The 14,348-nt window shown below is 57.4% G+C and carries 11 protein-coding genes and 1 pseudogene; 6 read left to right on the forward strand and 6 right to left on the reverse strand.

Translation table 11 applies throughout. From position 1 onward, the window contains the following. Window positions 1–133: 133 nt before the first annotated feature. Window positions 134–457: pseudogene (locus P3T16_RS31125) on the reverse strand (IS3 family transposase); the annotation flags it as partial. Between the two features lie 14 nt (window positions 458–471). Between P3T16_RS31125 and P3T16_RS31130 the strand changes: the two are divergent. The 6 genes from P3T16_RS31130 to P3T16_RS31155 all read left to right on the forward strand — a co-directional run bounded on the left by P3T16_RS31130 (window position 472) and on the right by P3T16_RS31155 (window position 6,145). Continuing rightward, on the forward strand, window positions 472–924 hold the full coding sequence (locus P3T16_RS31130; RefSeq protein ID WP_429345163.1) for an SDR family NAD(P)-dependent oxidoreductase: 453 nt from the start codon (window positions 472–474) through the stop codon (window positions 922–924). Window positions 925–1,354: 430 nt separating this feature from the next. Then, window positions 1,355–2,074, forward strand: coding sequence for a FadR/GntR family transcriptional regulator (locus P3T16_RS31135; RefSeq protein WP_429345164.1), 720 nt, complete (start codon window positions 1,355–1,357; stop codon window positions 2,072–2,074). 109 nt (window positions 2,075–2,183) lie between these two features. After that, the gene (locus P3T16_RS31140; RefSeq protein ID WP_429345165.1) at window positions 2,184–2,951 is read left to right on the forward strand and encodes an SDR family oxidoreductase; all 768 of its coding nucleotides are present in this window, start codon (window positions 2,184–2,186) and stop codon (window positions 2,949–2,951) included. 96 nt (window positions 2,952–3,047) lie between these two features. After that, on the forward strand, window positions 3,048–4,340 hold the full coding sequence (locus tag P3T16_RS31145) for an MFS transporter (RefSeq protein WP_429345166.1): 1,293 nt from the start codon (window positions 3,048–3,050) through the stop codon (window positions 4,338–4,340). Between the two features lie 52 nt (window positions 4,341–4,392). Next, on the forward strand, window positions 4,393–5,640 hold the full coding sequence (locus P3T16_RS31150) for an enolase C-terminal domain-like protein (RefSeq protein WP_429345167.1): 1,248 nt from the start codon (window positions 4,393–4,395) through the stop codon (window positions 5,638–5,640). A gap of 184 nt (window positions 5,641–5,824) precedes the next feature. Further along, a complete protein-coding gene (locus tag P3T16_RS31155; protein ID WP_429345199.1) occupies window positions 5,825–6,145 on the forward strand; it encodes an integrase core domain-containing protein in 321 nt (106 codons plus the stop codon). Between the two features lie 355 nt (window positions 6,146–6,500). Here the strand turns inward: P3T16_RS31155 and P3T16_RS31160 are convergent, their stop codons facing one another. From P3T16_RS31160 to P3T16_RS31180, 5 genes are all read right to left on the reverse strand, one after another. Further along, window positions 6,501–7,586 (reverse strand): tyrosine-type recombinase/integrase, encoded by a 1,086-nt coding sequence (locus P3T16_RS31160; protein ID WP_429345168.1) that lies wholly within the window; start codon window positions 7,584–7,586, stop codon window positions 6,501–6,503. A 2-nt stretch (window positions 7,587–7,588) separates the two neighbouring features. Beyond that, complete coding sequence (locus P3T16_RS31165; protein ID WP_429345169.1) at window positions 7,589–7,786, reverse strand: excisionase; 198 nt, start codon at window positions 7,784–7,786, stop codon at window positions 7,589–7,591. 504 nt (window positions 7,787–8,290) lie between these two features. Continuing rightward, window positions 8,291–9,346, reverse strand: a complete 1,056-nt coding sequence (locus P3T16_RS31170; protein WP_429345170.1) for a hypothetical protein — start codon at window positions 9,344–9,346, stop codon at window positions 8,291–8,293. A gap of 217 nt (window positions 9,347–9,563) precedes the next feature. Beyond that, window positions 9,564–10,256 carry a hypothetical protein gene (locus tag P3T16_RS31175; protein WP_429345171.1) on the reverse strand — a complete coding sequence of 231 codons (693 nt, stop codon included), beginning with the start codon at window positions 10,254–10,256 and terminating at the stop codon, window positions 9,564–9,566. Window positions 10,257–11,868: 1,612 nt separating this feature from the next. Further along, complete coding sequence (locus tag P3T16_RS31180) at window positions 11,869–12,759, reverse strand: hypothetical protein (protein ID WP_429345172.1); 891 nt, start codon at window positions 12,757–12,759, stop codon at window positions 11,869–11,871. Window positions 12,760–14,348: the final 1,589 nt, after the last annotated feature.

Below are 14,348 nucleotides of genomic sequence, written 5' to 3' on the forward strand. Positions count from 1 at the left end.
TTCGGGCGGGTGGCCTGCGGCTGCAATGAGACCCCGAAAGACGGACGATTGAAAGCAACTTGGCACAAAGTGGTACCGATTCTTGCCCTATGCGGGGGACGCATATGCACATCGCATGAGGCGGCGTTTGATCTTACCCACGAACCGTGGACACGTTGAATTTGGCGTTGGTCAATGTTTCAAAGGGCAGCGGTGCCTCGTAACCAATCGTTGAGTGACGCCGCTGGCGGTTATAAAACACTTCCATATATTCGAACAGGCTGGCGCGTGCCTGATCGCGGGTTTTGTAGTCGCAGTGCATGACCAGTTCCGTCTTCAACGTATGGAAGAAGCTTTCCATCGGCGCATTATCCCAACAGTTCCCCTTGCGACTCATGCTCTGGCGGATTGCGTACCGGCCAAGCAAGGCGCGATATTCGACCGCTGAGTAGGTTGTTCCCTGATCGGAGTGCAGGATGCCAGGAGTTGTTTATGTCACTTGCCAAGGCTGTAGTTGTGGGTATCGGTGCCGAGGATGGTCTTGGGGCGGCGATAAGCCGTTGCTATGCAGCCAACAATCGTCACGTCCTGGTCGCCGGACGCACGTTCGAGAAATTGGAGAAGGTTGCTGCCACAATCCGGCGAAACGGTGGCCGCGCGACCGCCTATGCCATCGACACGACGCAGGAAGAGGAGGTAATCCGGCTGTTCGATGCCGCAATGACCAACGACGAGGATGGCGCTCCCGCCGACCTGGTCACCTATAACGCTGGCAAGAACCTGAAGATCGATTTTCGGCACATGGACCCTCGGCTCGGCCCGTCGGGTCAAGCGGTTCAGTGGCCGCTCCCAAGCTGTCAGCGACGTTCAAGCGCGGTGCGCCGTCAGCGACGTTTCTGCACACCCTCGACCTGTTGCTGCCGTTCAGGAGCGGACACCCATTAGCCGGCCGGAGTTCCACCCGGACGCAAAACGTTGGGCCAGCATTTGAAGTCTCCGCATTGCCGTCGATAGAAGCCGAAGCTCAGCACCGGTAACCAATCCCGACGCCTCCGTTGGAGCGCCCTCCGTCTTGGGCGCCCGCCGTCCGTTAAGCTATTTTTTCGCCGAAACCTATCCATTTGCAGCCGAAAAGCTCGCGTGGGCGGCGTCAATAATCTTCCAGTCGTGCAGAAACTTATCGCATGCTTCGACTGATGCGATCGGCCGCGGCGTCCCCGCCATGAGCCCCTAGGGCGCGCAGGCATGACTCTAATCCATGTAGTACTCATTTGTATCCGCACGCGCGAATTGGCCTCAAGGGTCAACCCTAGTTGCGCAAACATCCCGCAGCGCTTATCTTTCTACATCATACGTATGACTTAGAGGGTATATCGTGGTAACGCTACACAGGCAGGTCCTGAATCAGCTGGGCGAGCAGATCTGTTCAGGCAAATTCATGCCCGGTGACATCCTGCCGGCCGAGCCAATCCTCGCCGAACAGATGCAGGTGAGCCGCATCACTATCCGCGAGACGATGAAGTCGCTCTCGGCCAAGGGCATGCTGCAGGTGCGTCGCCGTTACGGCACGATCGTGCTGCCGCGCGCGCAATGGCAACTGTTCGATCCCGACGTGATCACCTGGCGTGCGCGCGCCGGCGCGATCGAACCGGGGCTCATCGAAGATCTGATGGAGTTGCGGCTGATCATCGAGCCGAACGCAGCCAAGCTCGCCGCGAAACGCGCGACGCCGGAAGATCGCATCGCCGTGCGCCGCGCGTTCAAGGCGATGGAGCGTGCGGTGGCCGGCCACGGCGAATATGTCCCCGCCGACCTCGCATTTCACGGCGCCATCCTTGCCGCCTGTCACAACCAGTTCGTCCAGCAGATGCAGAACGCGCTGTCGGCCATCCTGCGCACGAGCTTCGAACTCAGTTCCGAAATCGCGGGCGGTCCGGCCCGTTCGCTGCCGATGCACGAGGCGCTATGCGTTGCGATCGAGCAGGGCGATCCGGAAGCCGCCGAACAGGCCGTGCTGACGCTGATCAAGCGCGCCGAGCAGGATTTCGAAGACCGCGCCGCATTGAACAATACCGCCAACGATCAGCCCGCCTGACGCAGTCCTGTCACGGTAGCAGCGGATCTAACCCACTTGAAACGCGACGCGCAGAGCCGTCGCGATGGGCGCACTCGCGCCGTTTTCCTGATCACACAGAGGACCCAGCATGACCCATCTATTCGATCTGAGCGGCCGCACGGCGCTTGTCACCGGCTCGGCACGCGGTATTGGCTACGCGTTGGCCGAGGGATTGGCGGCAGCGGGCGCCAGCGTCGTGCTCAACGGCACGCGTGCGGATAGGGTCGCTGAATCGGTCAGCAAGCTGGCCAGCGCGGGCTACCAGGCGCAGGGCCGTGCTTTCGACGTCACCGATGAAGTGGCCGTCGCCGAGGCTTTCGCGCAGTGGGACAGGGACGGCGTGCAGATTGACATCGTCGTGAATAACGCGGGCATCCAGTTCCGCAAGCCGCTCGTCGATCTTGAACTGAGCGACTGGCAGCGCGTGATCGACACGAACCTGACCAGCGCGTTCATCGTCGCGAAGCAGGCGGCGCGTCGCATGATCGCGCGCGGCACGGGCGGCAAGATCATCAACATCGGCTCGCTCACGAGCGAAGCAGGGCGGGCGACAGTCGGCGCGTACACCACGGCGAAGGGCGGCATCAAGATGCTGACCCGCGCAATGACCGCCGAGTGGGCGGTCTCGAACATCCAGGCGAACGCGATTGGTCCGGGCTACATCCTGACCGACATGAACAAGCCGCTAATCGAGAACGCGGCCTTCGATGCGTGGGTGAAAAGCAGCAACCCTTCGCAACGCTGGGGCACACCGGATGAGCTCGTCGGCACGGCGGTGTATCTCGCGTCGCCCGCGTCGAGCTATGTGAACGGTCAGATCATATACGTGGACGGCGGCTGGCTCGCCGTACTTTGAAGCCGATTTGAATGCAGGCCCACGCGAGTACAGCAGAACAATAAAACGACTCGCGCTAGTCAATCGTTGTGTGCGCCGTACCGATCTGGAGACATCATGGAAAGTGTCAAGCCCGTAGCACCCCAAAGATGGTGGTATCTGATGCCCATCATCTTCGTCACCTACAGCCTCGCCTATCTCGACCGCGCGAACTACGGCTTTGCCGCGGCGGCCGGGATCGACAGGGATCTCGGCATCACGCACGGCACGTCGTCGCTGATTGGCTCGCTGTTCTTTCTCGGCTACTGCCTGTTCCAGGTGCCCGGGGCGATCTACGCGCAGCGCAATAGCGTCAAGAAGCTGATCTTCTTCAGCCTGATTCTATGGGGACTGTGCGCCGCGGCCACGGGCTTGGTCAGCAACATTCCGATGCTGATGGCGCTGCGATTCATCCTCGGTGTGGTGGAGGCCGCCGTGATGCCGTCGATGCTGATGTACATCAGCCGATGGTTCACGCGCAGCGAGCGTTCGCGCGCCAACACGTTCCTGATTCTCGGCAACCCGGTGACGGTGCTGTGGATGTCGGTGGTGTCGGGTTATCTGGTGCGCAGCTTCGGCTGGCGCGAGATGTTCGTCTTCGAAGGCGCCCCCGCGCTTGTCTGGGCAGTGGTGTGGTGGTTCACGGTGAAAGATCGTCCGGCCGACGCACCGTGGATGAGTGACGCGGAGAAGATCGAACTCGACGCACGTCTGAAGTCGGAGCAGGCGCATATCGCCCCTGTGCGCGACTACAAGTCGGCGTTCCGCTCGTCGATCGTGATGAAGTTCTGCGCGATTCACGCGCTGTGGAGCATCGGCGTGTACGGCTTCATCATGTGGCTGCCGTCGATTCTCAAGGCCGCGTCGACGATCGATATCGTCTCGGTCGGCTGGCTCGCGGCGGTGCCGTATCTTGCGGCAATCATTCTGATGCTGCTCGCGTCGTGGCTTTCGGACAAGACGCGCAACCGCAAGCTGTTCGTGTGGCCATTGCTGCTCGTCGGGACCATCGCGTTCGTCGCTTCGTACCTGATCGGCGGCTCGCATTTCTGGATCTCGTTCGCGCTGCTGGTCGTGGCTGGCGCGAGCATGTACGCGCCGTATGGCCCGTTCTTCGCACTGGTGCCCGAGCTGATTCCGAGCAACGTGCTGGGCGGCGCGATCGGGCTGATCAATGCATGCGGTGCGTTGGGTGCGTTCGCGGGTTCGTGGGTGGTGGGTTATCTGAACGGCGCGACCGGCAGCCCGGCGGCTTCATACATCTTTATGGCGGGCGGCTTGCTGCTCTCCGTGATCCTGATGATAACCGTGCCCGCGCATTCCGATCAGCGCGCGAAGCGTGAAGCGCCGCTGTCGCTGCATCGCACGTGAAGCTCCACTTGAGCAGCTTTGTTTTCCTTGATTCGTTTTTGGCAGACTGAAAATGGCAACCCTGATTACCGATGTAAAGGTCATCCTGACCGCGCCGGAAGGCATCAACCTGATCGTCGTGAAGGTGGAGACGAACCAGCCTGGTCTGGTCGGTCTCGGATGCGCGACGTTCGCCTACCGGCACGTCGCCGTGAAGTGCCTCATCGAGGAGTATCTACGGCCGCTGCTAATCGGTCGCGATGCCGAGGCAATCGAGGAGCTATGGCAACTGATGCATCAGAATGCGTACTGGCGTAACGGGCCGATCGAGAATAACGCGATCTCCGGCGTCGACATGGCGCTGTGGGATATCAAGGGCAAGCTGGCGAATATGCCGTTGTATCAGTTGTTTGGCGGCAAGTGCCGTGAAGGCGTGCCGATTTACCGGCATGCGGATGGCCGCGACCTCAACGAGCTTTGCGAGAACATCCAGAAGTATCGCGAGCAGGGCATCACGCATATTCGCTGTCAGAGCGGGGGCTATGGCGGGCGCGGCTATGGCAAGGCGCCGACGAATGCGCCGTCAGGTTCGGCGGACGGCGTGTATCTCGACAGCAGGAAGTACATGCGCGAGACGCTCAAACTGTTCGACGGCATTCGCGGCAAGATCGGCTTCGACATCGCCTTGTGTCACGACGTACATGAACGTCTGAAGCCGGTCGAAGCGATCCGTTTCGCGTGCGAGTTGGAGCAGTACGATCTGTTCTTTCTCGAAGACGCAATCGCGCTGGAGGAGGGCGAATGGATCCGGCAGCTGCGCGCGAAGACGACCACGCCGTTGGCGCAGGGCGAGCTGTTCAACAACCCGTACGAATGGCGCTTCCTGATCACCGAACGGCTGGTCGACTACATCCGCGTGCACCTGAGTCAGATCGGCGGCATCACGGCGGGGCGAAAGCTGCAGATATTCGCCGAGCAGTTCGGTGTGAGGACGGCGTGGCACGGTCCGGGCGACATGTCGCCGATGGCCCACGCGGCGAACATCCACATCGATCTGGCCTCCCGCAATTTCGGTGTGCAGGAGTGGTCCGGCACCGAGCCTCCCAACTTTGTGATCCAGGATCTAAAAGGCCCGAGAGCCGCATTGCTCGACGTTTTCCCGGGACTTCCCGAGTTTCGGCATGGCTACGTCTACGCCAATGACAAGCCGGGGTTGGGCGTGGAAATTGACGAAACCGAGGCGGCCAAATATCCGTGCGATAACACTGTCACGACGTGGACCCAGACGAGGTTGAAGGACGGGACGTTACAAACGCCGTGATTTTCTGCGTGCCATGCGCGGCGTTGTCTTCGTCTTCGCGCACGGGCCAGCATGCTGAAGAAGGACCCATTAAGTTAGGCCATCCCATGCCTAACTGCGATCAATTCTTTCAAGCCTGTAGCGACGCTTTATCCATTACCCGGCACGTCACCTGGTGCAGGTAATCACCACATTCCGGTATCGGATGGACGCACGAAGTGACCTTCACCGTTGCGGTCCGTCTGCCATCAGCACACTCGAATCGGAGTTGCTCGCGCGCGAACACTTCGACACCCATGAACAGGCCCGACGCCGTCTGTTCTGGTTCCTCGAGGGCTGGTACAACGTGCGACGCTTACATAGCAGCATCGGCTACCGTTCACCGCTCGAATTCGAAGAGTCGCACATAAAAAAGCAAATCGCTCCAACATGCGGGTTGTCCACCGTCGGGCGGCGTCATGGTCGTAATAGGCGACCCGCCGCCCGCCCGTGGACAACCCGCGACTCATCGCTCAATGGAGGCTAAACCGCACATCGATCGCAACTGCAAATCTGTCCGTCGAAGCGGGTCAACCTCAAATTTAATTCGCGTAGTCCGAACGCTTGTCCAGCAAGGCTGGACCATTACGCGAACGCCGCCTCGTCGCGAGTTGACAGAATTACTGTCGCAACGGTGACCAATTTAATGCGGTCTACGATAAGGTCTACAAACTCGACGACGGACACATCATTCATTAGTTGTCGTCGGAGTGCCGCTACCCCTGCAGCTACCATCCTGAGATTGTTATCTTCGACCGCTACAAGGCTGTCTTGCCGGGCGGTAGTTGCAGCCACGCTGTATCAATCGAAGTCTTGAAGTAAATGGCCTCGCCAGTAGCAAATTAGCTGATATTTATTCCGACTTTCATCGGTTCGAGTCCTCGCGAATTGGCGTACAGGTCGGCAATCGCATCGGTCATATGGCCGAGCAGCGCCTTTGTATCGACGTTGCCTTGTGCCATGTAGAGCCTTTTCGCGAGACTGCGGATTTCGTGGAATGTGGGCGCCTCTTCATCGTTGATGCCAGCAAGCCGGCGAGCCTCGAGGAACTTCTCCGAGACAGTCTTCGCCTTGATCCGTGACCCCTTTGCCGCGCTCGCATATTTGCGCACGTGATGGATCAGATATTTGCTGACAACACCTGTCGCCCGGCAGCGTGCGACGACTTCGGCCAGCGAGACGTTGACCGCGTCCATGCGCAGCTCGAGCGGGATCGCGATGCGCACGCCGGTCTTGCCGCGCTTCAGTAGCGCGTGACCATCGACGTTGAAAGATCGTTCCCAGCCAGCGATGGTCGACAGATCCTGACCGGATACGATGGCCAGCAGCATCGCATTCTGTAGCCACGGGGCAACCTCGGGCGCTTTCTCGAAGGCGGCATTGAAGTCTGCGAGCGTCATGCGGCGGCGTCTGACAGTCACTTTGGCGCGCTCGGTGTCGTCCGCCGGATTCTCTTTCATCCAGCCAAGCGCCTTGCCACGTCTGCAGATCGCTTTCAGGCGGCTGCGGATCTGGACTGCCCACTGCATCTTTCCTTCCGCCTCGAACTTCTCCAGCATGTCGGCGATGTGTTTCGTCGTCAGTTCCATGCAGGGAATATCGCCCAAGGTGGCGCAAATGATCCGATCCCGGTATTTTCGGCTGTCGATGGTCGACTTCTTCACGCCAGCGGTCGGCATTTTCTCGAGCAAATCGGCGATCGTTTCCCGGGGTGTCTCGATGCGCTCGGAGAGCGTCTTCGAGACTTTCCCATTGGCCGACACCACATTGGCTTCCTGCGCCTCAAAGATAGCCAGCGCGAGATCGATCCTGCCGAGTACGTGTGTTTTACCGTCACGCGGATCGCGCCACGTGTAATAGCCAGGGCGCGGCTCGTGCAGGTTATCGGGCCAGTTGGCGCGACGTCGTATGCGTGGTCGGGCAGCCATATTTATTGTGGGATTCGTTGTGCAAGGCGCGGGCGAACGGTTCCATCCTGAAAGACGGCGTTTTGCTCGACATAGTACGACCGTCCGACCTTCACCGGCGCTGGATAGATCTTGCCGGCATTGATCCAGAGTCTGGCTGTTCGAATCGCCGGTGGCGGATCAAATTCCCGTTTCAGCCACTCATCAAGTCTGACCTTCATTTTGGCTCCGGATTTGCGCGAGATTTTAGTGAGTCGTTGTCTCGCTGCGGTCGTGCTACCAGTCATCGCCGGTGAGGCGTAAATCGCTCACCGCTCCACTAAGTTTGGGGCAACATAGCTCTACCGCCCACTTGCGCTTACCCTGGCGCTGCAAACTGTGCTATTGCGGCAGCGATCTCTCCGCCGTCCAACATGTTCACTGTCTCACCGCTCTTGATGGGTGTGGCGCTGGTTGTGGCATAGTCTCCGCCAAGCTGGATGACTACTTGCCCCGAAGAGCGCAATTCGCGAAGATATAGAGCCTCTTCCGCGAGCTGTTTGATCATTGCTGGAGTTTGGTCCTTTCGTGATCCCGCGGCGCGTGCAGCGGCGTGAAGACGAGGATTCCCATATCGACTAATGGTGATGGTAGTCCTGATTGCTTCCTCGTCCGCGCCTGCTGTTTTCTGCGGTACGGCTATCTCTTTCGTTCGCTTCATCTTTTCCCCGTCGTGGGTGTATCGCTCAGATCCGTCTTGTCATCAGTGTGCGAGCGTGTTGATCCGATGCTGCCTTTGCAGCGAGCAAAAACCCTTTTGCATTCGAGTTCAACGGATCATCCATCATCACGATCGGAGTGCCATTGAATACATTTTGTACGGCGGACGCGAAGAACTTTGCACCGCCGCCGGTTAGAACGATACGGATGTCTTCGTCTGTCTCAAGGCGACCTTTTATCGTCTTTACAACCTCGTCAATCATCGGCTGGACCTGCGGTAGACAAAGTGCAGCGACATCCACCTCGTTGCCTCTCAAGACGAGCTTGGTGTTAGTGCGCAGTGCGTACTCGATGCGCTCCAATTTTGAGACGCGCAGACCGAATTCCTTCTGGAGTACGTCGGCGAATCGCGAATATAGGGAGTACATCCCAACGGGTACTCCATAGCTGCGCTTCGCGTCGACTTGCAGACCAGTGGCGCAAAGTGCATCGGTAGACCGAAAACCTACGTCGAAAACGACCGTCGAAAGCGTTGGGTCCGCGGGAATCTTGCCAGTATTTTGAGCGAGAAGAAGCGTCCCATACGGCTGTGGAAGCACGATAACTTGACGGATCGTAACGATGCCCAGGCCATGGTCGTGCGTGCCTTCGAACCGACGGCGTAGTTCTGCTGCGTGGAGCGTAAAGGTGTGTAACGGCGTGCCTACCACCAAAACGTCAAGTTCGGTGTATCCCAAGGTGTGCAAGGCCGCCGCGACAAGAGCATTGTGGTGCGGGCTTTGCTGAAAATCATCGACAGGAGTAGGGCGAGCAATCGCTGGAAGTGCCCCAGATTGAATGACGACCCGGTACTGCCTTCCATCCACAATGGGATGCACTTCCCTGTCCTTATTCGGAAGATCTTTCGCAAATTGGGCCAACTGGGACGAAGCGTCTAGCTCCTCCACGCACGAAGGAAAAAAAGTCGTCGACACGTGACCATCCGCGCCTTCTGCATAGGCCTTCACGTTTCCAAAGCCCAGGTCGATTGCCGCAACGGGTTTTCTGATTCGAACCGCCGGGTTAAACGGGTAATTTTTCAAAGCTTCCTCCGAGTCGGAAACGTGGTAGTGGCGATACGAATCCGCTGACGAGACTGTCTCGTCTGAACGGAGTTATTGATCGCTAGTTCTATTTGTAACCGCTTCAACAGTAATTGCGTGACTAGGACCGATGTGGGGTTGCGGCGAACGCCTCGCTGCATGATCGTTTTAGCAGCGGGCGCTCGCGAGGCAACTCGGTAACGTCTAGGCGGAGGGACTACCGGCGCGACAATCGTTGCGTCAGAAGCTCGGCGTGGACGGCTTTAGTTTCCTCGGTAAGTGCCTGAAACTGCTTGTCGAACCGGCCACGCCGAATGAGCGCGTCCAAGTCATTCTTGACGCCGTCTGGATCGAGCGCTTCGTTGGCGTCACCCGAAATTCTCATGACAGTTCCTTGGAGATACTCGCTACCCTCATCCAAACTTGCGTAGCCGGGCCCGCTGTAATCTGAAGCGACGATCTGGCGGAGTCCATCCGTCAGCACAATGTCAAGCGCGTAGTTAGCCATGCGGTCGTAAACGTCGTTCGTGATCAGCGGGTCCTCCGCGATCGCATAAGGAAAGCAGGGAAGCTCAAGCATCCAATAAAACTCGTCCGCCGTCGTCCACGACGCATCATGGATGGTTTGCACACCCCACGCTGTCTCGCGATGGTAGATGGATTGGGACAATTTTTTCACCCATTTCCGGTAAGTAACGGTCTTGCGCAGTTTCAACTCATCATTGCTCAACAACCGCAGATGCTCTGTCTTGTCGATTCTCTTTACTGCTTTGTACAGCGTCTTGTCGAGCGCCTTGGCTTCGATTAGCCAGAGTGGCAATGGGCCCCATTTGAACCTGAGCGCCTCCGCAATCTTGCGCGGATCGGGACGTGGGTAGGAATCAATGCAGTTATTGACAGCAGCAGCCATGGGACCTCCTAAGGTCGGAATGTGGAAAAGTGGTACGTGCTCGCGAAGCACGCTAGATCGGGCTTTTTTGGACCAGAAAACACGCGGACAAAGGCAGCGTCCATGTCCCTTTCCGGGAAAGCGCCTTTGACCTTGTGTGCTGGTCGATTCATGGAGTGCTGGCTGCTAAGCCACGAGTTACATGTATTGAGGACTACAAAATAGTGGATGTCTTATCGGATCGAGTTCCTTGACCCAGTTGATTTGATTGAGGCGGGCAGTCGATCGGCGCGTCAGACGAAGTCGGCCAGACCCCTAATGGGTTGGCTCGTTCCTGCGAGCAAGAAGCAATGCAGGACGGCGTGCGCCATCGCGGTCAAACGGTCAATTTTTTGTATGGTGCGGATGTGCGTTGGGCGAAGGACGACCCAAACGACTTACTTATTAGATGAACCAATCCCTAATAACGGGATTGCGTGCGTGAGATGACGCACGATTCTCCCGCGCAATGGTGTACGCAAGAAGAATCTTTCGATTGATTTCGATATGCCAAGTCCGTCACAAAGTTCAACGAAGCTGCGCATTCATCGGGGAGTGCTTCCGCAGAGGCGGCAGTTGGAGCGTACGACAGGTAGAAATTTTTATCAAGAGATTTCTTTATTGTCTCTATTGGATGACTCCATTAAGCCCGTCAGCAGGCGCTGTTCCAGCCCACACGCGCTATCCGGCGAACCCGCAGGGGCCCGTGATCCTTAGGCAAGTGGGCAAGTCAGTCATCTTGAAGACTCTTTTTCTCGCGCGCAAGTTTGCTCTTGAGCGCTCTTAGTTTTTCACGACGGTCGGTGCCCAGAATCAATTCGGTAGGACAAGAGTCCCGAGGGTGTTGAATGGCTTCGAGGACTAGAGGTGTTTGGTCAATGGTCAACTGAGTAAGCGCCCGCGCCAAGTCAGGGCGACCGTCACGGACTAGTCGTCGCGCCGCGTATGAGATTAGGGAGGCAACATCTTGTCCGTCGGCGGGGCCGCCTGTCCGATTTTGTGTGGAATCGTACTGGTCGCTTTGACCGCCCGCTCGCTGCGGTATCTCACGATTGCTCCCATAGAATCTCAGCGCGTCTCCTAGTTCTCGCCCGCGAATCTGGTCCATCAAGGCCCGAACATCGTCCGACTTCCAGGGGCAGTCAGGCCGGTCGATGAGTGAGTGCTTATGCCCCCATGTCCATATATGAATAAAAAGACGAATTTCTGCGCCCGCGCGTAGTGAATGGTGTGTTCCCCGATGAGCGAGGTAGCGACTAGCATCGGGAAGCCCGGTCAAATCAACGTAGTCACAGTCGACAAAATACCGTTCCAACGCCGTGACCTGTCTGATCAGTGCAGGGCGCGCAACGTCTTGACGCAGTGGAATCTCGCACGTGCGAAAGCACTGAAGTAGCGACACCGGTGACATTATCGACTGATTTTGGTGATAAAGACCAAGTTGATACGCCCGCCAGTTGTGCAATGCTTTGTCTCTGTCTCGACCCAGCGGAACCTCTTGCGGTGAACTGGTTTTCAGGTAGTAGAACGTCTTGCCCGCAGTCGATTTCCTCACGCGAAGGCCGGGTGGAAGGGAGCTCTTTTTCACGGCTGCTCAACGTCCGACGAGGTAGGCGAGGCTGATCTCACTTCTGAAATGGCCAAGCTCTTCACTCAGGATCTGCAATGCCCGTTGGGGTCCAAGCAGCTCGATCAAAGTCCGCAGGCGGTTTTGGGCAAAGCTGTGTCGCAAGCCATGAAGTCCACGGCTCCAGCCGAGCGCAAGCTCGCTTGCTCGACTGAAACTCGCGGAGAGCGCCTGTCCGCCACCGATATCAAAATAACTGATGTGATCGATTTCACGGTCGCGAACGATGACTGGCTGCCGTCTCTTCCGTTTCATCAATTCTTCAACAAGTTCCAGCGAAATGGCCACCTCGCGCCTCAGCCCCCCCTTTCCAGTGACAACAAATATCACATAGTCGGTACGCCCCAAAAAGCATTCTTTGGACCAGGTTCGATGAGGGGAGGGCTCGTTCATGGATCGCTCGCTCAAGGTGATGCATTCGTGGGCACGCAGCCCGGCGTCGTAGCACAAGAGCGTCGACAGTTGATTTCTTTCCGTCTGGCGTCTAAGCGTCTGTGTTACGGCATCGAAGCCGTACGCTTTTCCGTGAACAACTGGTTCCACGCTGCTGTCAATGTGAGGGAGTCTGACTGAATAGACTTTCTCCAACATTTTTTTGGCCTGGTTCACCGACTTTTGTGCGTGCCCCTCCGCATACTGGTCTAGGAACTCAAGCATCATGGGGCCAAGGCATCCATCTTCCAGAGGCACACGGTAGTCAATCAGCCACTGCAGGTAACCTGTGAGTGCCGTGCGGTAGGCCCGCTCGGTTCCGATGGAGCGGATCACAATTTGATCTAGTTCACCAAGCTCGTGTTTCGAGGCGCCATGTACGGTGATGCTCGCGATCGTTTCGCGTGCGAGTTTGCTTATAGACACGCTATAGCCTCCACAGTTGATAGAGCTTGTGTTCGATCAGTGCCTTTCGAATCGCGGTGGCGCAAAACCGGCGGCTCGAATCACGCTCAATTGCGTCCGAAAGCTTGCTAAGGCTGAATTCCCGTGGATCGGGAGCGTAAACGCGACGCATGGTGAAACTGCGCATTTGTGGAAGAAACTCGTCGAGCGGCGCTTTCCTCCGTCGCTGTCGTACCTTGGTGGGTGGACATTCATCGTATCGCTCGCTCAAACGGGCGATCAAGTCGTCTAAGGACATCGTTCTCCTTCCTGTTCCGTGAGACTGCACGAAGTAGCCGGAGGGCAGGCAGCAGCCGTGACCCGGCGCCTTCGACAAGACCAGAAAATACCGCTCATCCGAGAGACCAGGGCGCAGGTACGCCCTTCGGTACGGGCGCACCCGTGCCTTGCCGCTTGACTGCTACAACGCGAACAAAGGCGCGGCCGGGCCTTAGCTAGCTGAAGTTTTGTGGATTGAATTTGTTGCCAAGCGCTGGCGCGCAAGGCTTGATGACCTCCCAAACGCCATGCAGCACGGGGGCGGTCACAGAGATTATCGAGAAGACAAAAATTGTTCGGCAAAGGCGCCGACACAAGATCCGGCTTACGATTGGGATTTTCTGAATGCGTAGCCGAGTCGCAATGAATGGGCTACCGCCTTTGAACTCAAGTTTCTGGCGAAACGGAGTGCACTTGCTAAAGCTTTTACGGGCGTTCGCTCGTAGGCCGTATGGTCACCGCGTGAATCTTGCCACATCAGGGCGATTGGTTGCGCGATTAGTATATGAGCAATCTCGCCAATCGTGCAAGCTCAGGACGAACCCTTATGGCAGGAACGTTGCCGGGATCTCACGGGGGGCTGGATAACGGGCATTCGGCGGGCGTCAATTGTACTGCTTGACCATTCGGTAATAGAGCGCGTCCGCTACGTGTCGAAGTACGGACACCAAGTCGAATGACCGGGACTTAGGGAATTGGTCGCGCGTCCGCGCAGAATTGCGGTACCGGCAACTGAGATAGATGGTACTTAAGTGTGACGCGTGGCATGGGCTTCCGGCAGTACGATCGAAATATGACTTATGTACGAGTTACGTTTCCGCAATGTACGACAGGTACCGTTTTTTCGGGTCGCAACTGTGCACATGTGATAGGTATGTGTGAGGTGAGTCGTGGTTAGCTTGCTTCTTCAGGATTTTTAGTGGCATGGGGGCCCAGATACCGACGTCGGATGCGCTTTTGCGACGACGGTTAAAGCATGCGCGTTTGAACTGCGGGCGGAATTCGCGAAGGCGGTGTCATCGCGACGTGGGTTGATCACCTAGCACCGCATTAAACACGCTCAACTGTTGACTGTAAGAGCTGTCGTGAATCGGCTTTTTTGCCAGCAGACCATTGACTGGCGAGGCTTTCCGGAATTTTTGGTTCCTCTGACATAGCCGTAGTCGAATTCAAAAAAAAACCACGATCCCGATGCAAACAGTGAATTCCCGCTGAAGCATTTTCGAATTCGAAGACGTGGTGTCGCCAGCAATCCGCGCGGACAGCATGAGGATTCGTCCACGTCGATGAAG

Source organism: Paraburkholderia sp. GAS42, from assembly GCF_050436565.1.
Taxonomy (GTDB): domain Bacteria; phylum Pseudomonadota; class Gammaproteobacteria; order Burkholderiales; family Burkholderiaceae; genus Paraburkholderia.